Source organism: Chryseobacterium herbae (assembly GCF_025154075.1).
GTDB lineage: Bacteria > Bacteroidota > Bacteroidia > Flavobacteriales > Weeksellaceae > Chryseobacterium > Chryseobacterium herbae.
In genome coordinates, this window is the sequence record NZ_JAOAMU010000001.1 from 620,604 (window position 1) to 645,361 (window position 24,758).

Genomic DNA, 24,758 nt, shown 5'->3' on the forward strand with positions numbered 1-24,758 from the left:
TGCCCTCTAAATTTACTACCTTTGCAAAATGGAATTAGAATCAATTTATCAAAAACTGCAGATTCAGGATATGAATCAGATGCAGAAATCTACATATAAGACTACTGAAAACAATACGGATGTTGTTTTGTTATCTCCTACAGGTTCAGGGAAAACGCTGGCATTTTTATTTCCGGTTCTTCGAAACCTTAAAAAAGATGTTCAGGGAATTCAGGCTTTGATCCTGGTTCCGGCAAGGGAACTGGCCTTGCAGATTGAGCAGGTTTTCAAATCCATGGGAACTGATTTTAAAGTTTCGGTGTGTTATGGTGGTCATGATAAAAAAATTGAGGTCAATAATTTAATTGAAGCTCCGGCAGTTTTGATTGGAACTCCCGGAAGAGTCACTTACCATTTAAGAAATAACAATTTTGATCCTAAAACGATTAAAACTTTGGTTCTGGATGAGTTTGACAAGGCTTTGGAACTCGGCTTTCATGAGGACATGGAATATATTTCAGGTTCACTGAGTGGTCTTTCCCAAAGAATTTTAACCTCAGCAACAGCGATGGATGAAATTCCAGCGTTTACAGGTTTAAACAATGAAAAGATTATTGATTTTCTAAAATTAAGCGAGGTAAAACCGGATATTCAGTTGAGAAAAGTGATGACTATTTCTGAAGAGAAACTGGATACGCTGTTTAATTTAATCTGTAAAATCGGAAATAAAAGAACATTAATTTTCTGTAATCACCGTGAGGCTGTAGACCGTATTTCGGATCTTCTGGCTGAAAAAGGAATCGACAGGGAAACTTTCCATGGCGGTATGGAGCAGGATGAAAGAGAACGTGCCCTTCTGAAATTCAGAAATGATTCTGCAAGGATCTTAATCACTACAGATCTGGCTTCCCGCGGTCTGGATGTTCCTGAAGTGGAATCTATCGTTCATTACCAGCTTCCTCCGAAGGAAGATGCTTTCATCCACAGAAACGGGCGTACAGCCAGAATGAATGCAAAAGGTTTTGCCTACCTGATCATGACTGAAGATGAAAACTTCCCGTTCATTAAAAACAATACACCGGAAGAAAGTGTAAAAGATTTTAATACAGTTCCGGAGAAAACTCCTTTCCAGACTATTTATATCAGTGCCGGAAAAAAAGATAAGGTCAATAAAGTGGATATTGTGGGCTATCTTATCAAAAAAGGAGAACTGCAGAAAGAAGACATCGGAATCATTGAAGTGAAAGACACCACTTCTTACGTCGCAGTTTCCAGAAATAAAGTCAGCTTTGTTTTAAAGAAATTAAATACTGAAAAGCTGAAGGGCAAGAAAGTAAAAATGGAGGTTGCTTATTAATCGAATTCAAACATTTGAAATAAAAATAGAGGTCAGTATTTTACTGGCCTCTATTCGTGTTATACTACTAAAATAATTTATTTAATGATAAGTTTCTGGTTGTATACCCCTTTTGGTGAGTTGATATTGATCATATAGACCCCTTTAGAAACATTTAAATTAAATTCTTTGGTGTGATCGCCATTGCTTTGGTAGAAATCGGATGAGATCAGTCTGCCTGCAGTATCAAACAGGGTCACCTTCATTTCTCCGTTAAAATTTCTTGATTTAATAAAGAACTTACCATCACTAGGGTTAGGATAAATTTTAATATCATCTGCCCCCGGGGAAGAGATTTCTTTAGTGCCCAGCAGCTGTGTCCTCTGTGTACATACTTCAAGAGACCATCCTGTAATGGTTCCGATGCTTCCCAGGGAATTGTCAGTTGCAAAAAGTTTCCATTCTCCCTGAGCTTTATGCCCCTTAAAAATAGCTAAAGATTCAAATGATTTAGTCTCACCCTGGACTGGTGAAGCACATACTACGGCATTTCCGGTATCACTGAATGAGGCTGTAATTCCTGAGCTGTTCGAGCAGCTTCTGCTCCATATTAAAGCCGAAGAACCTACCGGACTCTGGATACCAACCGCAAGATGTCTTATGTTAGGATGGGTGATGGATGGGGTAACTTTAACCCGGGTAATAGTTCCTGTATTATTAACCATTAAAGGAGCTTTAACTATAGGTGCAGAAACACTTCCCCCTCCAGGTCCGTCCGTAATGGCTACGGGACTTCCGCTGTAAGTATAGGTTGTACAGGCTTCATCATTTACAGCATAATCAATCACAAAACTAGGACTCACAGCATAGTAAATATTACCTACAGCTTCGATCATAATAAAAGCGTTTGTTGAAGAAGATCCTGCAGGAACTGTTATCTGTTCACTTCCGTCATTAGGGGTATTGGCGGCAATTGTGGTAAATGTCTGGCCTCCGTCTGTAGACAGTTTAATATTGACATTAGCTGTACTAATAGGTGCTGCATTGGTAGCAGCCACATCCCAGGTTACATTAAATGCTCCCCCTGAAGCCAATGACTGTCCGAATATAGGAGATGTCACCTGAAAAGGTCCAGTGGCAGCATCTACTGTAACCACCATTGCATCTTTACTCGTTTGTGGATCAACCGGATTATTCGTTCTGAGGGTAACCGTGAAATTAAGACTTCTGGCTACGCTGGATACAGACTCCCATCTGGTGGTTAAAACTCCGGCAAGCACTTTATTAAAGTCCGGAAAATAACGTCCCGGAACACTTACAGGCATTAAAGATCTGAAGTTAGGTCCTGCAGATTTTGTAAGGAAAGCTATAGAATTCGCACCTGTATCAGAGTTCCCTGCAAGATCCATCTGTTCCCATATGTAAGTATAAGAAGCGGCATTGGCATCTGTTGTCGATGCTTTTAACACAAATGGAGTAGATTTGGGAATGGTATAATCCAAACCTGCATTCACAACAGGTGCAGGATTTGCAAAAGGGGTATTTGCACCACAGGCCACAGTGTTTATTTTGGTCTTGATTTCCGCAACATTAACAGTATGAAAATAGTCATCGGAATTGAACTGAACATCGTAGCTACCCCCTATAATTCCTGTATAAGCCATAATCGTGGTCCCGCTGCCAGGCTCTACCTCAGTAGCCCCCGATCCGTTAAGACTCACAGAGTAGCTGTGATTAGCCCCAAGCTGATGCCCCATTTCATGAGCCACATAGTCGATGTCAAAAGTATCTCCTTCAGGAAAATTAGATGCAGTCCATCCTCTTGACTTTGTGTTATCAATACAAATATCGCCGGGTGCATATCCGTTTGCGTTTTCTTTGTCAAAAATATGTCCCATATCATAATTCGCGGAGCCGATGATATTTGTTATTGCTGTTTGCGCTTGTGTATCTTGCTCATCCAATGGATCATATGGATCATTGGCAGTATCTACATAAATTACGGCGTCATTATTGGCTACAAGGTTAAAATGAAGCGAAAGATCTTTCTCAAAAACGGCATTTAAGCGGGTCAAAGATGCATTAATGGCAGCAAGAATCACTGCTTTTTTCTGTGCTTCCGTTGCTGTTGCGGGAGTTCCGGCAGCATTAAGATGATATTCGGCATATTCTCCTGTACAGGTAATAGCTAGTCTGAAAACATTAAAACCAGCCGTTTTTTTACTGGCAGCTTCGTTTTTTTTTCCGGAATTCTTTACCCCTGGTTTTTCGGGAGTAGTACATTCAAAATACTCCTTCTCCTGACCTCTTTTTGCTTTTGAATCAAAGACTGCATAAACCGTTCTGTCTTCAGAATAAGGTTCAATAAATTCGGAAAGCCCCGACCTTGTGATCATGGATGAAAATCCTACCGGTGACAGGCTAAATCTTAAGTATACGGAAGGATCGTTCAGACTGGTTCCCACATATGATTTGATATCCGGATATTTTTTCTGAAGTTCCGGATCCATATTGGAAGATTCCCAGACCTGAAATTTTTCAATCTTTCCCAAGGCTGTAGGAAGGAAGATGATCACTCCTTTGGATCCTGAAAAACGTTCCGGAACATCTTTAAGTAAAATTCTGAGCTGATAAGCATCTAAATAATATAAAGCCGCATATTCCAGCTTCTCCTGAGATTTCTTAACTTTTTGAGCTCTCAGTTCTGTTCTTGTCCATTGTGATGATCCAAAAAACGGAATCATTACTATAGCAATAAGTAAATAAAATTTCATATCTGTATTTTTAAAGGTGGTTTATACATTTTAATGAAAGCATCTTTTGGTAATTTAAGTTTAGCATTGACTGGAGATCTTAAACACTTTCACTTGTTACAAAAAAATAAAAAAATTCAATACAAAACACACATTATCAATAATATACAACAAGGTTTACGAAGATTTTTATAATTAACATAAATCATTCATAATAAATGTAAATAGCTTGTTGATTATCAATCAATTTAATCACATACAGGAATGACATTCTCAACTACTTAAAACCGAAATATCTGTATCTGATTTCAAAAATAATTGATCATTTCAGGGGTTTAAAAATGGTAAAACAAAAGGAGGCTATTATTCATAGTCTCCTTTATTGTATAGTCCTGTATCAATTTTCAGGACGGAATTAAATGGTAAAAAAATTATCTGGTTCCTCTCACTTTAGTGGGTAAAGTGTATACCGATTTTGAAGCGGTAATAAATAAAACATCATTGTTTTGTCCCCCAAAAGTGACATTGGACGTCCAGTCTTCTGCGATGGGAATATGGTACAATTTCTTTCCGTGACGGTTAAAGATATGCACTCCTTTTCCTGTTAAATAGAGATTTCCATGCTTATCCAGAGTCATACCGTCTGAACCCATCTCGCAAAACAGCTTTCTTTCAGACAATTTCCCTTCTCCAAGGATATCGTACACATAGGTTTTTCCTGCATCAATATCTGAAATATATAACTTTTTAAATATCTCGCTCCCTACGATTCCGTTTGGCTGCACAAAGGTTTCCAGCTTAATGGTCTTTCCGTCCTTTGTTCTGTAATAAAGACTTTTATGGGCTATTTCCTGCTTAAAATCTATCCAGTAATCCCTTTTATACAAGGGATCTGTAAAATACATTCCGCCGGACGCATCATTCCAGACATCATTGGGCCCGTTGAGTCTTTTCCCTTCAAAACCTTTCAGGATGACTTCTACTTTTTTATCTTTTGAAATTTTCCAGATCTCTCCCTGATCGTCAGAACACGTGATGAGGTTTCCGTCTTTATCGAAGTGAGTTCCGTTGGCCCTACCCGTTTTTCCTAAAAATTCTATAACCTTATTGGTTTTCCAGTCCCAGTAGTAGATCTTGTCATTAGGCTGGTCGGTGAAATAAACATTTCCATGTTGATCCGAAGACGGTCCTTCTGTAAAACTAAATTGATCCGAAACCTTCTTCGGCTGTACATCTTCATAAAACATGGTGTTGTAATTTACTGATTGACAGCTTAACAATGCGAAAACCAAACCAATCATACTTATTCTGCATATATTTTCCATTCTTCTTTTTTAAGGCCTTCAAATTTACATTTTGTAAAGTAAGATATCCTTTGTTAGACGGTAAAAATGACCCTACTTTTTCACATTTGCTTTTAAATGGTTAATTCCAGCTTCAAGCTGAGAATCAAACTTCGCAGGATATAAGGTATCATTCAGATTTCTTTCTACAACAATATGCGGCTTAATTCCGACTCCTATAAATTCTTCACCATCCGGCAGGGTCACTTTTTTGGTACAGATGATGGCAGAGCCATTTCCCGGCAATTCTATCTGAAGAGGCTGGCCAGTACTTCCATTGGAATAGCCACCCACTCTGGTTATATTTTTCTGATTGTAGAGATAAATCAAAAAGTCTTCTGCAGCTGAAGCCGTTAAAACACTTGTCAGCACAACGGTAGGAACCCTCAGCTTTTCTACAGGCTCTATAACCTGAGGTTTGTACTCAAATTCATGAAACTTGCTTCCTAAATAGGCTTTAAACAAATCAGTGGTCTCCTGTTTTGAAAGACCCCATTCAGATTTTCCACTGATCGTATCTTTTGGTGTAAGAAAGGAACCAAGAGCTCTTTCCGTCGGAATGATCTTCCTGCTGTAGTTTTTTGCCCCGTAAATGGTATCTCCTTTGACAAAATATTTTGCAATATTTTTTGAATTTTTCGAACTGCCGCCGCCGTTATTTCTGATATCTAAAATAATTCCTTTTGCATTCTTAAGTTCAGGCAGCCTGGATTCAAAGTCTTTTACAACGGAGGAATTTTCAAAGCTACTGATCTTTACATACGCCATATTATCTTTCAGCCATTTGAATTCAAAAACCGACTGATTGGGCAATGCTTCGGGGTTTACAGCTGTTTCCGCTGTTTTTGAATGGGTAAGATGCAGCTTTTTCACTTCTCCTTTTGGAGTTTTGATTTCGACGTCGTAAGTATCTCCATTGACTCCTTCCAACAGATTCACACCCGCTTTAAAATTGAGATAACTCACAGTAGAAGAAGAAATATAAGGTTTAACGAATTTATCCTGATAATCCGCTGTAGACAGCCCGTTCACTTTTATGATCTCACTTCCCAACGGGATCTCTTTTTCTTTGCTTTTATTGGTCCCGATCACATAAATCTTTCCCTGTACATTCATCAGGAAAAGCCTGTATTCTCCAAACATAGAAACCATGATCTGATTCTGGATATCCTCAGGAAAATAAACCTGTGTATGTCCATCTTTTAAAACAGCACATAATTTTTGAAGTTCTTTATAATACTGGTAATCATTTTCTGTTTTCTGAATGTTTATAATGGCTTCCCTGTATGTCTTGTCCCATTTTAATTGGTCCGTTTTGTACATGTAAACAAAATTGTAATCCACATCGCTCCAGAATTTAGATAATCCGTAGATTTTCTCATTAAGCGTCAATTTATTTGGAATCTGGGCCGATAATGATGAACAAATGACCAACAGAAGGCATAGAATAGAAATTATATTTTTCACGGATATCTTTTTTAGTAAAACCCGCCAAAGTGGAAAAGATGTATAGAAAACACTATGTAAATCTGTCTTTCCGCGGGTACGCTAAACTACAAAAAAAAATTGAAAACCCTGTATTTCAACCACTTCTAAAATCAAAACAATTTCCAGAGCAGCTGTCTCTACAATAGAACACAATGTCCCAATTGTCCTATTTTTGAAGCAGATGGTATTAGTTAAAAAACAGTTTTATCCGGACCTTTGCCACGGTAAGATCAACACTCCTTTTTCCTTGGTAAAACTGACTGAAAAAACAGCTTGATCGGGTCTTCAATATGACCTTAATACTTTTTTAACTTAACAAAAGTACCGCAATGAGTGCAGAATCAGGCAACAGCCAATTTGTAGAAATAGAAAACGATACGTTCAGGAATTCGGTGGGAACCATGGACGAAATGGGAAAAAGAAAATGGGTCTTTCCACGAAAACCAAAAGGAAAATATACCAACTACAGGAATTACGCAAGTTACATCATGCTTGCTATATTTTTCGGACTGCCGTTTGTAAAGATCAATGGTAATCCATTTCTTCTGATCAATGTGATCGACAGGAGGTTTTTCATTCTGGGGCAGCCTTTCTATCTTCAGGATTTCTTTATCCTGGCGCTGGGAGCAGTCACCTCCGTGATCTTCGTAATGCTTTTCACCGTCGTTTTTGGAAGAATATTCTGCGGATGGTTATGTCCTCAGACCCTTTTTATGGAAATGGTATTCCGGAAAATTGAATATTTGATCGAAGGTGACCGAAACAAGCAGATGAAGCTGGACAGACAGGAATGGGATGCTGAAAAAATCAGAAAAAGACTCATAAAATGGTCTGTTTTTGCATTCATTTCAATGATTATAGCTCATTTCATGTTCATGTATATTGTAGGATATGAGGAATTATTCAGGATTATGAGTGAAGGCCCGCAGGAGCACCCTTTGAAATTCATTACCATGATATTTTTCACCATGACCTTCTACTTTGTTTTCGCATGGCTCCGCGAGCAGGTTTGCACACTGGTATGCCCATACGGAAGACTTCAGGGCGTACTGATCGACAAACAGACGATCAACGTATATTATGATTTTAAAAGAGGAGAAGGCCGTTCAAAATGGAGAAATAACGAAGACCGCAAAGCGGCAGGTAAAGGAGACTGTATCGACTGTCATCAGTGTGTCGTAGTCTGCCCAACCGGTATTGACATCAGAAACGGACAGCAGCTGGAATGCGTCAACTGTACAGCCTGTATAGATGCCTGTGATGAAGTAATGGAAAAAGTAGGACTTCCAAAAGGACTGGTCCGCTATGCTACAGAAGCAGAAATTGAAAACCAGGACAGTTTCAAATTCACCTCAAGAATGAAAGTTACGACGGTATTTTTAGCCCTGTTAATAGGATTTTTAGGCTTCTTAATGTATGACCGCGGATCTATGGAAGCAAAATTCATTAAACCGGCAGGTTCTACGTTCTTTATTAAAGACGGTAAGATTACCAATACGTTTATCTATACTCTTTTAAATAAATCCAACGAGAAAAAGACCCTGACCATTAAAGTAATGACTCCTGCCCATGCAGAAATCTCCTATTTCGGTTCTGAAAAGATCATTCTGAAAGGAGATCAAATTCTGAAAGGGAACATCAATATTACCTTCCCTGAAGAAGACATTAAACTCTCCAAACAGAATATGGTCATTGGTGTATTTGATGAAAAGGGAGAAATGCTGGATTCATTTGAGACAACGTTTGAGGGGCCATTTAAGCTTTTGCTATAGATGTCAGACGTCAGATTTCAGATGGCATATGTTAGACTGGAGATGTGAGATAAAGGATGAGTGAGCACATATCTTGTGTCTTATATCTGAAATCTGACGTCTAAAATCTAGCATTTTTAAACCTTGTATTTTCTCATAAACTGAGTAGGAGTCATTCCGGAGCTTTTCCGGAATACTCTTACAAAGTAGGAATATTCTTCATATCCGAGTCTGAACGCAATGTCCACAAGATTTTCATCAAGGTACATAAGCATTCTTTTGGCTTCCAGCACTACCCTTTCGGTAATGACATCGGTTGCCGTTTTCTGAACAACGGTTTGCGCAATCCTGTTCAGGTGCTTTGGCGTAATTCCCAATAAGGATGCATAATGAGATATCGATTTCTGAGCTGTAAAATGCTGCTCTATCAGATTTTCAAAATCCTGATAATGCTTAAAATAAGAAAGACTGGCGGATGAAGAACGCATATCAATATCTTTTGAAAACAGTCTTGTCGCATTGATGAAAACTTGTGACATCAGCGAAAGAATGAATCCTTCTTTCATCACAGACTGAGATTGATGCTCTTTTCCCAGCTCCTGAAATAAACAGTCAGTTTTCGTTAATTCTACTGCATCAAGCTGCAATTTTCTGGGAAATGATACGGAACCAAAAAAAGGAAAATTTCTCAGCTTCTGACTTACATAATGCATTTCGTAAAACTCCTGTGAGCAGAAAAATATATACCCGTCAATATCTTCTGAAAGTTCCCAGCTGTGGATCTGTCCCGGAGACAGGAAGAAAAGACTTCCTTCAGACACGTCATACTTCTGAAAATCGATTTCATGAGTTCCTTTTCCTTTGGTAAAGAGAACAGCCGCATAGAAGTCATGGCGGTGCGGCTTTTCAATATGGCGATGCCCCACAACCAGATGTTCTTTCATGGTATTGAAATAAAAATCTGAAGTATTCCTGCCGGACTGGAAAAGCTCGATATGAAGGACAGAGATAGAATTCATTACTGATAATAAGCGGATCGTTGTTATGGTATAAAAGTACAGCAAAAAGAGAGATAACGCAAATCTGCATAAAAAAAGGACCGGTTTTCACCAGTCCTTCATTCAGAAATTATCATTCTGTTATTTGATCACAAGCTTCGTATTATAAGCTCCTTTTGAAGAATTAATGCTGATTACATAAACCCCTTTCGGAACATTAACATTGAACTCTTTTGTACTGTTGCCTTCGCTCTTATAGGCAGATGAGTATACCAGTCTTCCGCTGGCGTCAAACATACCTACCTTTACTTCTCCTTTTAAGTTTCTGGATTTGATAAAGAAATTACCATCACTTGGATTAGGATAAATCTTGATATCATCTGCCAATGGAGAAGAAACGTCATGAGTTCCCAAAGTCTGGGTTTCTCTTGTACACACTTCCAGAGACCATGCTGTCACAGTTCCTGCACTTCCAGGGTTATTGTCTGTGGCAAAAAGTTTCCATTCTCCCTGAGCTTTATGCCCTTTAAATATAGCTAAGGATTCATTTGATTTCGTTTCTCCTGCAAGAGGTGATGCACACGCTACAGCATTACCCGCTTCACTGAATGACGCTGTAATTCCTGACTGCCCTGAGCATTGTCTGTTCCAGAACAGGGCTGAAGATCCTACAGGACTTTCAATTCCTATGGCCAGCTGGCTGATGTTCGGATGGGTAACGGATGGCGTCACTTTTATTTTAGTAATGGTTCCTGTATTGTTGACCATTAAAGGAATATTGATTCTAGGTGCTGAGATACCTCCGCCGCCAGGACTGTCTGTAATGGCTACAGCCGGTCCATTGTAAGTATACGTATTACAAGCTTCACCTGTTACGTTATAATCTATCACAAAACTTGGACTTACCGCATAATACACATTTCCTACTGCTTCTACTAAAATATAGGCATTGGCAGAGATAGATCCTGCCGGAATTGTTACCTGCTCACTTCCGTCATTAGCGGTATTGGCAGCTATTGTGGTAAAGGTCTGTCCACCGTCTTTAGATAATTTAATATTAACATTGGCTGTGCTTACAGGAGCCTGATTGGTATTGGCAACATCCCAGGTCACATTAATGGTTCCTCCTGAAGCTAATGACTGACCGAATATCGGAGCCGTCACCTGAAAAGGACCGGACGCTGCATCTACTGTTAACACTGTGGCATCTTTGGAAACCTGTGGTTGCGCCGGACTGTTGTTTCTTACCGTAGCTGCAAAATTAAGACTTCTTGCTACACTTGAAACCGATTCCCAACGGGTTGATAAAACACCCGCCAATACTTTATTGAAATCAGGAAAATATCTTACCGAAGAAGTTATCGGGGTAAAAGATCTGAAAGTAGGTCCCGTAGGTTTTGCAGGATAAGCTGACGAAATATCACCAGCCCCGATCTGAGCTGCCGCAGCCTGATCTGCCTGTTCCCATGTATAGGTATAAGAAGCTGTATTGGCATCAGATGAGGTCGCTTTTAAAACAAACGGGGTAGATTTTGGAATTGTATAATCCGCACCGGCATTGACATCAGGAGCAGGGTTTGCAAAAGGTGCATTAACACCACAAACAATACTGTTTATTTTATTTTTAATCTGGGTAACACTGTTGGCATGAAAATAATCATTGGAATTGAACTGAACATCAGAAGCCGTTGTAATCCCTGTGTATGCCATTATTGTGCTGCCACTTCCCGGCTCCACTCTCTGATCCGCTTGTGCAGATCTGTAGGTATAAGAGTGTCCTGCACCCAGCTGGTGCCCCATTTCATGAGCTACATAATCTATATCGAATTTATCTCCTTCCGGAAAATTATGGGCAGTCCATCCTGCTCCTTTTGAGTTGTTGTTGCAGATGACACCTACGCCAGCAGATCCGTTACCTCCTTTTTTATCAATTAAATGACCCATATCATAATCCTCAGCAGCGATTCTTGCGGAAATCTGGGCATGAGCCTCGTTCGGGCCACCGTTTGTATAAGGATCTCCAGCCGGATCTAAAAATATAATCGTTTCATTGTTGGCGATAAGGTTAAAATGAAAAGAAAGATCTTTTTCAAAAACACCGTTCAGCCTGGTTAATGAGGCATTCATAGCAGCAAGAATCACTGCTTTTTTCTCTGCGTCAGTTGCTGTGGCCGGAGTACCTGCAGCTGTTAAATGGTATTGTGCATATTCTCCCGTACAGGATAAGGCAAGTCTGAAAATATTGAAACCTGCTGTTTTCTTACTTACGCTTTCGCTTTTTTTTTCTGCATCCTCTATGACAGAGCACTCAAAAGGTTCTTTATCCTGGCCTCTTCTGGCATTGGAGTCAAAAACGGCATATACTGTTCTGTCTTCGCTGTAAGGTTCAATGAATTCTGAGAGACCGGATCTGGTGATCATGGATGAAAATCCTACCGGCGACATGCTGAATCTTAAATAAACGGAAGGGTCATCTACACCGCTTCCTACATAGGATTTGATATCCGGATATTTTTTCTGAAGGGCTGGATCCATATTGGAAGATTCCCAAACCTGAAATCTTTCGATCTTTCCACCTGCTGTAGGAAGTGATACAATCACTCCTTTTGATCCTGAAAAACGCTCGGGAGCATCTTTTAATGAAAGCTTAAGCTGATTGGTATCTAAGGAATACAGACCTGCATATTCCAGTTTCTCCTGAGAAGGCTTCACTTTCTGCGCCCTTAAGGAGGTTTTGGTCCATTGTGCATGTCCTAAGAAAGGAAGCAACATCATGGAAAGAAAGAAATAGTTTTTCATAGAATAATATATTTTTTAGTGTAGGCTAATTTAACAAAAAACAATAACATAAAAAGCTCATTTCATGACTATTATAAATCAAATCCTCAAAAAAACGCTTCCATTAATCATAATATTAAATTTTATAAAAAAAATACATACAATATTCACAATTAGAGAAATTAATACTTCAATTACTCAGCTTCATCTATTTTATGTAAAAAAATATTCCAGCTATAACTATTTACTCACGCATATTTGCATCAGAGTTTAAAAAATATTTATCTTTGGCTTTTAGGATTCATACAATGAAGATAAATTTACCTGACAAACTGTATTATTCAATAGGAGAAGTGGCAAAGGCTTTTGATGTAAACACCTCACTAATACGGTATTGGGAACAGGAATTCCCCATCATCAAGCCTAAAAAGAACAAAAAAGGGAACCGTTACTTCACTCCGGAAGACATTAAGAATCTTCAAATGATCTATCATCTGGTAAAAGAAAAAGGCTATACACTGGATGGCGCAAGAATCGCTCTGACGACCAACAGTAAGATTTCCGAAACGGTAACTATCATTGACCGTCTTGAATTTATAAAGGCTGAGCTTCAGAAACTGAAAGCTTCCCTAGCAGACCAAGATTCTGAATAAACATTATAGCATCATAAAAAGCATCTTTTTAAAGGATGCTTTTGTTTTTTACTGCCCTATCCAGGATCACGTTCAAAACTTATGGGTTTATTTTTCTAACGCAAAGAAAAGCAAAGAATTGTTTCAAATTCTTTAAAATAAGATAAACAAAGGCGTTTCACTTATTTCCGAAATACAGGGTTTTCACTGAAAATCGGAACCTCTGAATTTGTGAGGCTTTATAGTGTTTTTTTGTTTTACTCTTTTTAAATGAAATGCCTTTGTTTATCTTTATTAAAATTGTTTCATTTTCAAAAAACTTTGTTTGCCCTTGCGATTATTAAACGTTTGAAACGATATCAAAGTATCAACGTGAATCCTATCTTTTTCCAATGACACATATTTTTACTTTTGTTCACCTGCTCTATCTACATGATCTGCGAGAGCAATTAATTTTTATTGAGTCCACAACTTATGCGCCTCATCTCCCAACTTCTTCTTCATTTCTTCAAATAATTCTATCTGAAAAGCATTCAAATGTAAATTAGAAATCATTTGAAAGTATTTGCTGTACAAAACAATTCATTATGCTTTTTCCCATTGCCCCGATTTGTTTTTATTGATAAGTTTACGGGATGATGAGAAAAAATGATTACCGGAAACTGGCATTCATGGGAATCCTGATGATTGTCCTGCTTGCGTTTCAGACTTATACAGGCAGGGGAAAAGAAGATTTCCCTGCAGTTACATTTATTACAGAGAGCTTAGCTTCTCTGAACCTGACAGACTTTGATCCTAATGAACTGGATGCAAAACAGTGGAAACTTTTAGGATTTTCTGAAAAACAGGTTTCTACCCTTCTCAATTATAAAAAAATTGTGGGAGGTCAGTTTACTTCGAAAGCACAATTTAAAAAGTGCTACGCCGTTTCCACTGAAAAATTCACTGAACTTGAATCTTACCTGCTGCTTCCTGAAACGGGCAAAGACCATTCTTCCAGAAAGTTTAAAGGCTATGAAAAGAAAGAGATTATCATTTCCGGAAAGTTCAATCCGGACAAACTTTCTGCTGCTCAATGGGTGAAGATGGGTTTCAGTGAAAGGCAAGCCGAAGCCATTGTAAAATATAAAAATTATTTGGGTGGAAGCTTTGTCAGCAAAGAAAAATTCAAAGAATGCTTTATCATCTCTTCGGAGAATTACAGCAAAATGGAACCTTATTTACTGCTCCCGGCAAAAACACCAGACGATTTTAAAAATTCAACTAAAAATTATGTTGTAAAATCCAGAATTGAGTACCGCAATTTTGATCCGAATATAACGGATTTAGAAGGTTGGAAGGCTTTAGGATTTTCAGAAAGACAGGCTCAGACGATTGTCAACTATCGAGACAGAAATCTAAGAGGAAGCTTTAAAACACCGGAAGATCTGCAGAAGTGTTTTGTGATCTCTCCTGAGAAATTCCAGGAATTAAAACCATATATCAAACTCAATCCTACTGTAGACAAAAAACAGGAAACTGATTTTTCAAAAATTGATTTAAATATGATTACATTCAAGCAGTTGCAGGAATTTGGCCTGGATGAAAGAAGTGCCGGATCGATGATTGGCTTTAGAAAAAAACTGAGAGGTTTTGTCAATAAACAGCAAATTTTAGACACCTATAATATTGATAAAGATTTGGTTCAAAAATTAATTTCTATTGCTCCACTGGATGTTTCAAATGTTCCTAAATATACTTTAACGGAAGCTCCTGAAGAATGGCTGAAAGATCATCCCTACTTCAAATATTCTGCTGACAAAATTATATTCTACCGGACTACTTATCATGATGATAAGAAAATTCTGAAGCTTTTAAAATTAAAGCCCGAATATGAGGAAAGAATGAAATTATATTTAAAATAACCTGAGAGCGGGTTTTAGAGAGTTATGAGTTTTGAATTATGAATTATGAGATTTAGGGTGAGTTTGGTTTCGGGGTGCGAGTTTCGAGTTTGAGAGTTTGAGGGTTTGAGAGTTTCAGTTGCTAGTTTATAGATATATCATGTTTCGCATCTGTTTGTCTGAAATCTGATGTCGATGTCTAATATCTGATGTTTGGAATCTTGTTTCTTAGCTCTTTACTGAAATCAAAAGACCATAATTTCAACCTACAGCACAATCCCTACAACCTGCGACCTAATATCTGCCACCTAAAACTCACCATTCACTTGCGAAGCAAAATTCACCATTGACATTTTTATTCCCAGTTGAAAGTCTGATGTCTGATGTCCAATGTCTGATGTCTGATGTCTGATGTCTAAAAAAATATCTTATCCCGAACTCAGGCTATTTTACATTTTAGTGGTGCATATAACTGCCGGGACCATTGGTACCTTCAATTGATTCAGGCAATATTCCGTATTTTGTTCGTAAATCGACTGTCCCTAAAGTTTTCCCCGTCTGGATTTCAATGACACTAATGGTGCCGGAATTTAAGTTAGGAATATCCAACAGGTTATTTTGTACGGCTACCACTTCTTTTCCTTTTTTGGTTGTAAAGAAAACCATATGATGTGCTCCTTTATCTGCAGTAAGGGTTTTTAAAAGCTTTAGTTGAGGAAGATTACTTATATCAAAGACCAAAACTTTTCCAGGATCTGCAAAACTTACGTAGAGCTTGCTGTTATCATCAATGTACATTTCGAGTGCCCAGCCTAATCCCTGTGTGCTTCCGTCAAATATTTTACTAAAAGCATCATATTTCTTGGTTGCAGCATTGTATGGAGCAATCCAGATATCACCGCCCAGCATTGTCGTTGCAAGGGCATATTGTGGGAATTTTCCACGGAGTAACAGAACCTCGACAGGACTGGAAAGATCCGTTTGTGAGTCTGCTACCAGATAGGTCTCTTTTAATTCATAAGTATTCATATCTAATAAAGTACAAGTGTTTCCCATTCCGGTAGTAAGATCCGGGTGAATGGTTGAGGTGACCATCATTATTCCTTTTTCCTCATTAACAGAAATACCATGCGGATACATAATAAATTGATTGGGATTGGCTTGAATCGGAGCTTTAATAGTTTTGATAAGCTGGTTATTATTGGCATTAAAAACACCTACACTCCCATCCTTCGGTCCTCCTGCTCCTCCCATAAAAGTCATAAAATATCTTCCGTCATTGGTGAAAAATAAATTTTCGCCTACCGTATTCTCCCCTGTATTAATAGGTGTTGCACTAACTAGTTTTGGCTGTCCATTTTTGTCTTTTTCCGTTTTTATCTGGTAAAGATAGCTTCCTCCTAAAGCAGTCGTGTATAATTTGTTCGCACCCTGATTATAATAAAGATGATGAGGCAGGACACCAACGCCTAATTCAAGTTTGCTGCTGATATGTCCAAAATTCGGAGCTTCAGGATCGAGCTCAATGACAGCGACTCCATCCTGTAATCCTTTCAAGCTTCTGTAATCAATGTAAAATGAAGAATCGTGCGGAAGATCCGGATTATGGTTATCATTTTGACAATTTGAAAATGCCAACAAAATAACAAAGGAAAGTGGAATAAATTTTAATTTCATAGTTTTTAGTTCTTTAATAGTTACTATTATAAATATAACAGATTTTCACTAACGAACTAAAAATATTACACCAATGTGTGAATTTTATTAAAATACAACACTTTATGTATCTTTTCTATTGCTTTTATTCAGATAGATTATCTGGAGAAAGAAGTTCTAATTTGCCTGACCAAAAAGCAGGAATAAAAAAAAGCAGGAGAATATCCCCTGCTTACCATCTTATTATTTATGATATAATCTTAATCGATTGTTTTGGCAGAATCAGAAAGAAGGTTGTTAAGCGAACCAAGTTCTTCTTCTGTAAGCTCACGCCATTTTCCCACCGGAAGATCCAGTTTAATATTCATGATGCGGATACGCTTCAGCTTTTTTACGTCATAGCCGAGATATTCGCACATTCTTCGGATCTGTCTGTTTAGCCCCTGGGTAAGAATGATACGGAAAGTCATGTCATCGATTCTTTCCACGTCACATTTTTTAGTGACTGTATCCAGGATCGGAACTCCATTCCTCATTTTATCAAGGAATTTGGGTGACATAGGCTTATCAAGACGTACAATATATTCTTTTTCGTGGTTGTTTCTTGCTCTAAGAATTTTGTTGACGATATCGCCATCGCTGGTCAACAGGATCAGACCTTCACTCGGTTTGTCCAGTCTTCCGATCGGGAAAATTCTTTTCGGATAGTTGATGTAGTCTACGATATTGTTTTTTTCACGTTTGGTGTCTGTTGTGCAGACAATCCCCACGGGTTTGTTAAAAGCGATATAAACAGGCTTATCCTGCGGCTCACGGACAGGTCGGCCATCTACTTCCACAAGATCTTCATCAGAAACTTTTGTCCCCATCTCAGGAACCTTTCCATTAATTGTAATTCTTCCTTCCTCCAAAAGTTTATCTGCGGCTCTTCTTGAACAGTAACCTACTTCTGATAAATATTTATTGATGCGCGTTTTTTCCATTAGTCTTCTCCGTAACCTGTATAATTTTTATTGCTGAAAATGGTAATTCCATAGCTTAAGCCAATGAAAAAGCCATTTGATTTCCCGTTGAGCTGATGTCCTTCAAAAGTAATTCCACCTTCCTGGCTCAGCCTTTTTGAATAGGAAACCATCATTCCAAGCCTTGCTCCCCAAAATTCAGAATCTGAAATTGCTGAATGATTAAGCTGCTTCCCGTAATTTAAATCGATATAAAAAGGACGGTCGCCCGGGCTGAATATGATCTTCGGCTGGATCATCCAGTAAACCAGGTGATAATTGTCTTCTATAAAGCTGTATTTAAATCCGGTTCCGAGTGCAAAGTTAGGAAGAAAATTGTAACCTCCAATGGCTGTGATACCATATGTCATTTTACCCACCCGTTTCGGCTCAATATACTGTGAATTGCTGAACTGATTATCTTTAGTCTGAAGATTCAGGCCTATATTCAATGAAGGGTTCACATAGAAACCCATTTTTTCTTTCTTTGCCTCTGTTTCCTGCGAAAAAAATATTGCAAAAGATAAGAGTCCTAAAACAAGGAGGAAATTTTTTATCATAAGCCTTCAAATCTGTATTCGTTTTCCAGAAAATCAGTTGTTGCATTCTCAATGGTATAATCCCCGATCTTTGTCCGTCTGAGCTGGGTCAGATATGCGCCTACTCCCAATTCCTGTCCGATATCATGAGCCAGACTTCTGATATAAGTTCCCTTTGAACATCCTACTGTAAAACTGACCAAAGGAAGATCAATCTTAATATCATTGATATAGAAAATCGTTGTTTTTCTGGATTTCATTTCTACTTCTTCCCCTGCTCTTGCCAGATTGTAGGCTCTCTGTCCGTCTATCTTTATCGCTGAATACACGGGAGGTTTCTGCTCGATTTCTCCAACGAATTTCCCCAGTGCCTCATTGATCTGCTCTTCTGTAATGTGAGCAAAATCCTGCTGAAGGATCTCAGGTTTTTCCGTATCATAGGATTCTGTCTGAACGCCTATTTTGATCTCTGTCCAGTATTCTTTGGGAGCATCCTGGATTTCCGGAATTTTCTTGGTGAATTTTCCGCAGCAGACAATGAGAAGTCCCGTAGCTCTGGGATCCAGAGTTCCTGCGTGACCTATTTTAAATTTCTTGGGAAGATTAAACTCTCTTTTGAGCTTATATTTCATTTTATTGACAGCCTGGAAAGAAGTCCAGTCCAAAGGTTTATCCAATAAAAATACATATCCTGATTGCAGTTCTTCAGCTGTCATTATTCTGTAATTTCTGTGATACTTACTAAGCTCGGAAGCTTATTGACCCTTTGTTTGCAGTCGGGACCGTTTTCCACATTCACAAAGCATTTTTTGTCTCCCATGAAGTAGTAGATGTTATGAAACGGATATACAGAATTATTCGGAACAATATTTACGGTGTAATTTTCCGGTAAATTAAATTTATAGCTGGTCTTATTAATCGCTGTAATTTTCTGACTGTAGCATTTTCCTTCTTTGGAATATTCCATAAAAGCTTTGTGATCCAGTTTTTCGTCCGGAACAAGCTCTTTACAGATCAGTAAATCCTGGGCTGTAGTAATCTTCTCTTTAAGTTCAACAACAAATTCTATTCTTTCCTTCGTATTATTTTTTACGAACAGCGTATGGGCCGGAGCGCATGAAACGATTAAGCCTGAAAAAGCCAGTATTTTTAGAATATTAGTCTTCATATGCTTATTTAAAGAAATAAAAATAAATCAACAGAGCGATTCCTACGAAAATACGGTACCAGCCCCAAGGTTTGAAACCATATTTGTTCAGCACCCCAATGAATGCCTTGATAGCGATCAATGCAACAATAAATGCAACAATATTTCCAATCACAAAGATCATAATGTGATCCTGAGACGCCATGATCATTTCATATCCTTTCTGAGGATGAGCCGTTTCTTTACCCCATGTTTTCAGGAAAACGGAATAAACCGTCACTGCAAGCATGGTTGGAACCGCTAAAAAGAATGAGAATTCTGCCGCAGCCTTTCTCGTGAGCCCCTGTGACATTCCTCCGATGATGGAAGCTGCACTACGGCTGGTTCCCGGCATCATCGCAAGACACTGCCAGAAGCCAATGGTAATGGCACTTCTTATCGTAATCCCTTTTTCATCGTCAATTTTAGGATTCTTAAACCATTTGTCGGCAAAAAGTAGAATGACTCCTCCCAGTACCAGTACTGAGGAAATAGCGATCTGATTTCCGAGAATAGCTTCAATTTTATCATCAAATAAATATCCCAAAACCAATGCAGGAACAACGGCAAAAGCAAGTTTGTAATAGAACTGAATATTTTTAAGATCAAAGAACTTCTTCCAATAGGCCACCACCACAGACAAAATGGCTCCAAACTGAATGGAAACCTGAAACATTTTCAGAAATTCATCATCCTGCAGGCCCAAAAGATTAGCCGCAAATCCCATGTGTGCCGTTGAAGAGATAGGAAGATACTCTGTAAGTCCTTCAATAATAGCAATAATGATTGCTTTAATTAAATCCATAATATTGTAAAAATTAAAAGATTAAGAGATTTTGAAATTCAGATGTTTCCGAATTTCTTAATCTCTTAATCCTTAAATAAAGTTTATATTTATTTTCTTTTTAAAATAGCATACACTTCTATGACGAAGCCTATCACTATAAACAGTGGTGCAATTCTGATCCTGCGGATGGAAAAAATATCATCATTCCATGAATTAGGATCAAATTTACCGTCTACTGTGTTTGCATCCGGCCCCATCATCAGCAGGAATCCCACTACGATAAATGCCAGCCCTATCAGCATCCACTTGAAGTTCTGCTGCCCGAAGTAAAAGGTACTTTCCTGTGGTACTTCGGTTTCTTTGCCAAACTCTGAAGCGGCCAGTTTATTTATTTTTTTGCTCATTATTAAGAGTAATATAGATCGTCAACGTTTGATTTTAAGAATCTCCATGTAGCGAAGATCGTACTTAAGACGGAAATAAATACGCCTACTCCAAGTACTAAAATAACTAACCAGAAATACTGATTATTGTCCTGTACGAAAGCGGAACCAATCTGACTTGTGAAATAATACCATACGCCACCAAGCGCCAGAAGTCCAATTGCAGAACCGATAGCACCTAAAATTACAGCTTCGATGATAAACGGCTTAAGGATAAACCTTCTTTTTGCCCCTACCAGCTGCATGGTTTTGATGATAAATCTTTTAGAGAAGATTTTCAGTCTGATGGAGTTGTTGATCAATACAACAGCCAGGATCAGGAAGAGAACAGAGAATCCTAAGATCCACTTTAAAATCCTGCTCAGGTTGTTGTAAACATCCACCATCAGCGTACTGTCATTTTTCACATCCACAATACCCGGAACGGACTTGATTATTTTAATCGCACCGTCAATTTTTGCAGGGTCTACATATTCAGGCTTCAGTGCTATTTCGATAGATGAAGGGAAAATATTTTCTTCAAAAAGCGCATCGCTGTCTATCCCCATCGTTTTCTTGGCTTCTTTAGCTGCCATCTCTCTTGAGATATAGGTCGCTTTTTTTACAGGAGCTAAGGTCTGTACCTTTTTAAAAGTTTCTTCCTCCAGTTTTGCAATTTTTACAGAATCTTTCGCGTCATAGTTTTCATCAAAATAAGCATTCACTACCAGCTGTTCTTTGATATAGTCAGAATATTTTTGGGCATTGATTAAAATAAGCCCCATTAATCCTAACAAAAATAACACTAAGGCAATACTTATTACTACTGTAATATTGCTAGACCGAAGCCTTTTCTTATTAAACTCATCTACAGATTTAGCCATTAATATTAAAATTTTTGGCTAAATTAGAAAAAAACTTCCGAAATTTGGGGAGAAATAAAGAAAATCATTGTTAATAAAATCATAAAAAACTTTGAGTGTAAAAGCAAAAAAACATCTTGGACAGCACTTTCTGACAGATGAAAATATCGCGAGAAAAATCGTGGAAGGTCTTAGTTTTGAAGACTATAAAAACATCATGGAAGTAGGTCCCGGAATGGGAGTCCTCACCAAATATCTGCTCGAGAAGGATCAGACCATCTACCTTGCCGAGATCGATACAGAATCTATTGAATACCTGAAAAAGAACTATTCAAAGGTCACAGAAAATACTTTTGTAGGAGATTTTCTGAAACAGGACTTTAATTTTATCAATGGGGAGCAGATCGCTATTATTGGTAATTTCCCGTACAACATTTCTTCACAGATTCTGTTTAAAATTGTTGACTACTATGGGCAGGTTCCTGAAATGGTAGGAATGTTCCAGAAGGAAGTCGCACAAAGAACGGCCGCCGTACCCAGAACTAAAGAGTACGGTATCCTGTCTGTCCTGATTCAGGCGTATTATGATGTGACCTACCTGTTCACCGTGCATGAAAACGTATTCAATCCGCCTCCGAAAGTAAAATCAGGGGTGATCAGACTTACAAGAAATCCAAAAGAAGGTCTGGCTGGAAACGAGATTCTTTTTAAGCAGATCGTGAAAGCAGGATTTAATCAGAGACGAAAGAAATTATCAAATTCCCTGAAAATACTGAATATTCCAGAGGCTTTAAAAACCCATGAATTCTTAGACAAAAGAGCGGAAGAGCTCAGCATTCTGGATTTTATAGGCTTTGCCAATCTCTGGAAGCAGAATCAATAAGGGGTTTCAAAAAAACAAAAAAGCCTTTCAAGTTTTCTTGAAAGGCTTTTTCTGTATGCTTTATCTTCTGTATGTTGATCTCTTATTCTCTGTTCTTAAGCATGATCCATCCGGACCAGTTCATCTGAACTTTAGACTTAGGATATTCGAAATTAAACTTATACCAGTACGTAGCTGTAGAGAGTTTTTTACCTCCTACAGTTCCATCCCATACCGGTTTTTCTTTGGAGAATCTGAACATTTCCACCCCATATCTGTCGAAGACGGATCCTGTGAAATTATTGAATCCTACAAGTGCTTTAAGATCCAGTACATCATTGACTCCATCGTCATTAGGGGTAATGATATTGTTGATCTGCAAGGTGTAGAAATCAAATGTTCCTACACAATGAGTCCCTACTCTTCTCACCTGTACCGTATAATTCGTGTTGTCTAAAAGATTGGTAAAAACATTAGAGTCCTGCCATGAAATCCCATTGTTTATAGAATACTCTAAAGTGCTTGGAGTATTGTTCATCAAAGGGTTTTCAGCAATAATCGTCACTGTTTTTTTAGCACTTTCATAACTGATTGCTGTTACGAACGGCGTCGCTGCACCCCCTACTTTCGCAGTGAATATTTTTTTACAGAATCCGTTATCTATTTCTACCGTATAAACTCCCCAGCTGTCCACCGTTATAGTCTGTGTGGCAGCTCCCGTACTCCACAAATATTTATAATTTGGTCCTGCGCCGGCATCTAAAACGACACGGTCACCCAGACACATTTCTACATCTTTCAGAGGAGAGGTAAGCTCCGGTGTAACCTCTACTCTTATGGTAGCAGGGTTTAATGAACGGCATCCTTTTGCTCCCACCGCATAAACAGTGAATGTTGTGGTCTGATACAAAGTTACAGTTTGTGTATTCCCTGTTCCCGGGAAGTTGGACCATTGATAGGTTACCCCACCTTCGGCAGTCAGTGTAACGGCTTCTCCCGGACATATTTTTATTCTGGAAGATTTCACACCTGCTATTGGCGTGGTTTCTTTAAGCAATTTTAATTCTATAAGCCTACTACAGAAACCTCCGTTTGAAACTACGGTGTAAAGGATCTGACCGTCTGTACCATTATAATTTAAAATATTCTGGATATTATTGGTATTCTGAGCGATTGCATCGGCCTGATTAACATAGAATTTAAATACAGCACCTGGTGTCGGGCTGATGGACGGCATCGCATTCGTAAGGTCAAAAGTAGTGATATCAGGAGTTGCACAAAGCAGCAATGTGGCATCCTGTGCCTGCGGAGTAGTTCCCCCGTGGATTACTATAGTTGCTTTCCCCGGACAAGGATTTCCCGGAACACTTACTTCAATGGTATAGGTTCCCGGCTGTACGGCTGTCACAGTGTTTGTGGTAGCACCCGGGATAGCAACTCCATTCAGGAACCATTTGTATAATAAGTTAGGATCGCTTACTGAAGCTGTGATCACCTGCGGTACATTATCACAGACATTGATATCTGAAGGTAAGGTAGCTCCGCTTGGATCTAAAAGCTCTACGCCGATATTAAATGATCCTCCCTCCAGAAATACAGCAGAATCATACACGTGATCCGGAAAAGAATAAGGGGTATAATCTGCAATCACCATCTTAAAGTGATATTCCTGGCCTGCCACTACAGTAGCTGTAGCAGTAAGAGGAACCGTTCTTCCTTCAAAATTGGTTTCGATATTGGTCGTATTGTATCCTCCGAAATATTGTTCATTAACGGCCCCGCAGGTTGTCCCAATCGCAGGGTGGATATTGGTAACACTTACAGGTCCGGCACCTCCAGGGAGTATAGCCATATTCTGGTAAGGCCCACCCGATGTAGGTCTAAGGAGGATAGCAAAAGCATCAGCATATTGGCAAGGAAATGAGCTGTAATATTCTTCTGATGCCAGTATATAATTAAATTTAATCTGAGAGGTTGTAGGGACAAAGTCAAATTCAAGAAGGACAGCATCAGCAAGTGTTCCTGTACCCCCAATCACCTGGGCAAGATCTGAATCTGTTCCTCCACCGTTATCATCACCTAAGTTTGTTTCAGCGTTATTCCCTGCTCTCTTGGCTTGCCCGGTAGAAAGGATAATACCATCTTTAAAAGGAAAATTGGTAGTTCCTTTATGAAAATACCCCCAAGATCTGTCAGCATTGGTGACTGCATGGTTGGGTGTTATCTTTACATTGGTCACACTGGGAGTCACACAGGTATTGGTTCCTGAAGATATAAGAACATCCTTTACCAATTGTGTAATAGAATATCCGGATTCCGGATATGGTGGAACATTGACATCGATAAAAGCTCCGGCTTTACTTGTAGAAGGAATGGTTTCCTTGTGCGGAATCCTGGGCTTACCATTTTGTGAATATAAAAGAGTCGAGGCGACTAAAAAAAATAAAAAAATTAGGAGATTTCTTCGCATAATACTTTTGTTTCAACAAATTTAATTTATT

The 24,758-nt window shown here is 38.6% G+C and carries 19 protein-coding genes; 5 read left to right on the plus strand and 14 right to left on the minus strand.

All coding sequences use genetic code 11. From position 1 onward, the window contains the following. The first annotated feature begins 28 nt into the window (after window positions 1-28). Window positions 29-1,336: a DEAD/DEAH box helicase gene (locus tag N0B48_RS02635; protein WP_259836567.1), complete on the plus strand. Its 1,308-nt coding sequence runs from the start codon at window positions 29-31 to the stop codon at window positions 1,334-1,336. Between the two features lie 77 nt (window positions 1,337-1,413). On the opposite strand, the gene N0B48_RS02640 is transcribed toward N0B48_RS02635, so the two are convergent. The 3 genes from N0B48_RS02640 to N0B48_RS22905 all read right to left on the minus strand — a co-directional run bounded on the left by N0B48_RS02640 (window position 1,414) and on the right by N0B48_RS22905 (window position 6,878). Next, window positions 1,414-4,089 carry a reprolysin-like metallopeptidase gene (locus N0B48_RS02640; protein ID WP_259836568.1) on the minus strand — a complete coding sequence of 892 codons (2,676 nt, stop codon included), beginning with the start codon at window positions 4,087-4,089 and terminating at the stop codon, window positions 1,414-1,416. Window positions 4,090-4,499: 410 nt separating this feature from the next. Further along, the gene (locus tag N0B48_RS02645) at window positions 4,500-5,393 is read right to left on the minus strand and encodes an SMP-30/gluconolactonase/LRE family protein (protein WP_259836570.1); all 894 of its coding nucleotides are present in this window, start codon (window positions 5,391-5,393) and stop codon (window positions 4,500-4,502) included. Between the two features lie 72 nt (window positions 5,394-5,465). After that, window positions 5,466-6,878, minus strand: coding sequence for a S41 family peptidase (locus N0B48_RS22905; RefSeq protein ID WP_259836572.1), 1,413 nt, complete (start codon window positions 6,876-6,878; stop codon window positions 5,466-5,468). 350 nt (window positions 6,879-7,228) lie between these two features. Between N0B48_RS22905 and ccoG the strand changes: the two genes are divergently transcribed. Continuing rightward, window positions 7,229-8,671, plus strand: a complete 1,443-nt coding sequence (gene ccoG / locus N0B48_RS02655; protein ID WP_259836574.1) for a cytochrome c oxidase accessory protein CcoG — start codon at window positions 7,229-7,231, stop codon at window positions 8,669-8,671. Between the two features lie 116 nt (window positions 8,672-8,787). Here the strand turns inward: ccoG and N0B48_RS02660 are convergent, their stop codons facing one another. Beyond that, on the minus strand, window positions 8,788-9,669 hold the full coding sequence (locus N0B48_RS02660; RefSeq protein WP_259836575.1) for an AraC family transcriptional regulator: 882 nt from the start codon (window positions 9,667-9,669) through the stop codon (window positions 8,788-8,790). Between the two features lie 120 nt (window positions 9,670-9,789). Further along, window positions 9,790-12,447, minus strand: a complete 2,658-nt coding sequence (locus N0B48_RS02665; protein ID WP_259836576.1) for a reprolysin-like metallopeptidase — start codon at window positions 12,445-12,447, stop codon at window positions 9,790-9,792. A gap of 287 nt (window positions 12,448-12,734) precedes the next feature. Here N0B48_RS02665 and N0B48_RS02670 point away from each other — a divergent pair, with 287 nt between their 5' ends. Continuing rightward, entirely contained in the window at window positions 12,735-13,079 is a 345-nt protein-coding gene (locus N0B48_RS02670) for a MerR family transcriptional regulator (RefSeq protein ID WP_259836577.1), read from the plus strand. Between the two features lie 614 nt (window positions 13,080-13,693). Continuing rightward, complete coding sequence (locus N0B48_RS02675) at window positions 13,694-14,962, plus strand: ComEA family DNA-binding protein (RefSeq protein ID WP_349644518.1); 1,269 nt, start codon at window positions 13,694-13,696, stop codon at window positions 14,960-14,962. 435 nt (window positions 14,963-15,397) lie between these two features. On the opposite strand, the gene N0B48_RS02680 is transcribed toward N0B48_RS02675, so the two are convergent. The 8 genes from N0B48_RS02680 to N0B48_RS02715 all read right to left on the minus strand — a co-directional run bounded on the left by N0B48_RS02680 (window position 15,398) and on the right by N0B48_RS02715 (window position 21,416). Continuing rightward, a complete protein-coding gene (locus N0B48_RS02680) occupies window positions 15,398-16,618 on the minus strand; it encodes a YncE family protein (RefSeq protein ID WP_259836579.1) in 1,221 nt (406 codons plus the stop codon). Between the two features lie 239 nt (window positions 16,619-16,857). Beyond that, window positions 16,858-17,580, minus strand: a complete 723-nt coding sequence (gene rluF / locus N0B48_RS02685) for a 23S rRNA pseudouridine(2604) synthase RluF (RefSeq protein ID WP_259836581.1) — start codon at window positions 17,578-17,580, stop codon at window positions 16,858-16,860. After that, window positions 17,580-18,158, minus strand: coding sequence for a hypothetical protein (locus N0B48_RS02690; RefSeq protein WP_259836582.1), 579 nt, complete (start codon window positions 18,156-18,158; stop codon window positions 17,580-17,582). The genes rluF and N0B48_RS02690 overlap by 1 nt, the downstream gene beginning before the upstream one ends. Continuing rightward, window positions 18,155-18,853 (minus strand): tRNA pseudouridine(55) synthase TruB, encoded by a 699-nt coding sequence (gene truB, locus N0B48_RS02695; RefSeq protein WP_259836583.1) that lies wholly within the window; start codon window positions 18,851-18,853, stop codon window positions 18,155-18,157. Before truB ends, N0B48_RS02690 begins: the two co-directional genes overlap by 4 nt. Further along, window positions 18,853-19,305 carry a hypothetical protein gene (locus N0B48_RS02700; protein ID WP_259836584.1) on the minus strand — a complete coding sequence of 151 codons (453 nt, stop codon included), beginning with the start codon at window positions 19,303-19,305 and terminating at the stop codon, window positions 18,853-18,855. The genes truB and N0B48_RS02700 overlap by 1 nt, the downstream gene beginning before the upstream one ends. Before the next feature lie 4 nt (window positions 19,306-19,309). Continuing rightward, on the minus strand, window positions 19,310-20,128 hold the full coding sequence (locus N0B48_RS02705; RefSeq protein ID WP_259836585.1) for an undecaprenyl-diphosphate phosphatase: 819 nt from the start codon (window positions 20,126-20,128) through the stop codon (window positions 19,310-19,312). A gap of 89 nt (window positions 20,129-20,217) precedes the next feature. Further along, a complete protein-coding gene (locus N0B48_RS02710) occupies window positions 20,218-20,514 on the minus strand; it encodes a DUF3098 domain-containing protein (RefSeq protein ID WP_259836586.1) in 297 nt (98 codons plus the stop codon). A gap of 2 nt (window positions 20,515-20,516) precedes the next feature. Further along, entirely contained in the window at window positions 20,517-21,416 is a 900-nt protein-coding gene (locus N0B48_RS02715) for a cell division protein FtsX (protein ID WP_259836587.1), read from the minus strand. Window positions 21,417-21,507: 91 nt separating this feature from the next. On the opposite strand from N0B48_RS02715, the gene rsmA reads away from it, so the two are divergent. Next, window positions 21,508-22,278, plus strand: coding sequence for a 16S rRNA (adenine(1518)-N(6)/adenine(1519)-N(6))-dimethyltransferase RsmA (gene rsmA, locus N0B48_RS02720; RefSeq protein ID WP_259836588.1), 771 nt, complete (start codon window positions 21,508-21,510; stop codon window positions 22,276-22,278). 82 nt (window positions 22,279-22,360) lie between these two features. On the opposite strand, the gene N0B48_RS02725 is transcribed toward rsmA, so the two are convergent. Then, window positions 22,361-24,727: a choice-of-anchor L domain-containing protein gene (locus N0B48_RS02725; protein WP_259836589.1), complete on the minus strand. Its 2,367-nt coding sequence runs from the start codon at window positions 24,725-24,727 to the stop codon at window positions 22,361-22,363. Window positions 24,728-24,758 lie beyond the last annotated feature (31 nt).

Bases quoted from the DNA above. Each gene is read 5' to 3' on its own strand.
- ccoG (WP_259836574.1), top strand. From the start codon at position 7,229: ATGAGTGCAGAATCAGGCAACAGCCAATTTGTAGAAATAGAAAACGAT.
- N0B48_RS02710 (WP_259836586.1), bottom strand. From the start codon at position 20,514: ATGAGCAAAAAAATAAATAAACTGGCCGCTTCAGAGTTTGGCAAAGAA.
- N0B48_RS02725 (WP_259836589.1), bottom strand. From the start codon at position 24,727: ATGCGAAGAAATCTCCTAATTTTTTTATTTTTTTTAGTCGCCTCGACT.
- N0B48_RS02675 (WP_349644518.1), top strand. From the start codon at position 13,694: ATGATGAGAAAAAATGATTACCGGAAACTGGCATTCATGGGAATCCTG.
- N0B48_RS02660 (WP_259836575.1), bottom strand. From the start codon at position 9,669: ATGAATTCTATCTCTGTCCTTCATATCGAGCTTTTCCAGTCCGGCAGG.
- rluF (WP_259836581.1), bottom strand. From the start codon at position 17,580: ATGGAAAAAACGCGCATCAATAAATATTTATCAGAAGTAGGTTACTGT.
- N0B48_RS02670 (WP_259836577.1), top strand. From the start codon at position 12,735: ATGAAGATAAATTTACCTGACAAACTGTATTATTCAATAGGAGAAGTG.
- N0B48_RS02705 (WP_259836585.1), bottom strand. From the start codon at position 20,128: ATGGATTTAATTAAAGCAATCATTATTGCTATTATTGAAGGACTTACA.
- N0B48_RS02690 (WP_259836582.1), bottom strand. From the start codon at position 18,158: ATGATAAAAAATTTCCTCCTTGTTTTAGGACTCTTATCTTTTGCAATA.
- N0B48_RS02680 (WP_259836579.1), bottom strand. From the start codon at position 16,618: ATGAAATTAAAATTTATTCCACTTTCCTTTGTTATTTTGTTGGCATTT.
- N0B48_RS02635 (WP_259836567.1), top strand. From the start codon at position 29: ATGGAATTAGAATCAATTTATCAAAAACTGCAGATTCAGGATATGAAT.
- truB (WP_259836583.1), bottom strand. From the start codon at position 18,853: ATGACAGCTGAAGAACTGCAATCAGGATATGTATTTTTATTGGATAAA.
- N0B48_RS02700 (WP_259836584.1), bottom strand. From the start codon at position 19,305: ATGAAGACTAATATTCTAAAAATACTGGCTTTTTCAGGCTTAATCGTT.
- N0B48_RS02645 (WP_259836570.1), bottom strand. From the start codon at position 5,393: ATGGAAAATATATGCAGAATAAGTATGATTGGTTTGGTTTTCGCATTG.
- N0B48_RS02715 (WP_259836587.1), bottom strand. From the start codon at position 21,416: ATGGCTAAATCTGTAGATGAGTTTAATAAGAAAAGGCTTCGGTCTAGC.
- N0B48_RS02640 (WP_259836568.1), bottom strand. From the start codon at position 4,089: ATGAAATTTTATTTACTTATTGCTATAGTAATGATTCCGTTTTTTGGA.
- N0B48_RS02665 (WP_259836576.1), bottom strand. From the start codon at position 12,447: ATGAAAAACTATTTCTTTCTTTCCATGATGTTGCTTCCTTTCTTAGGA.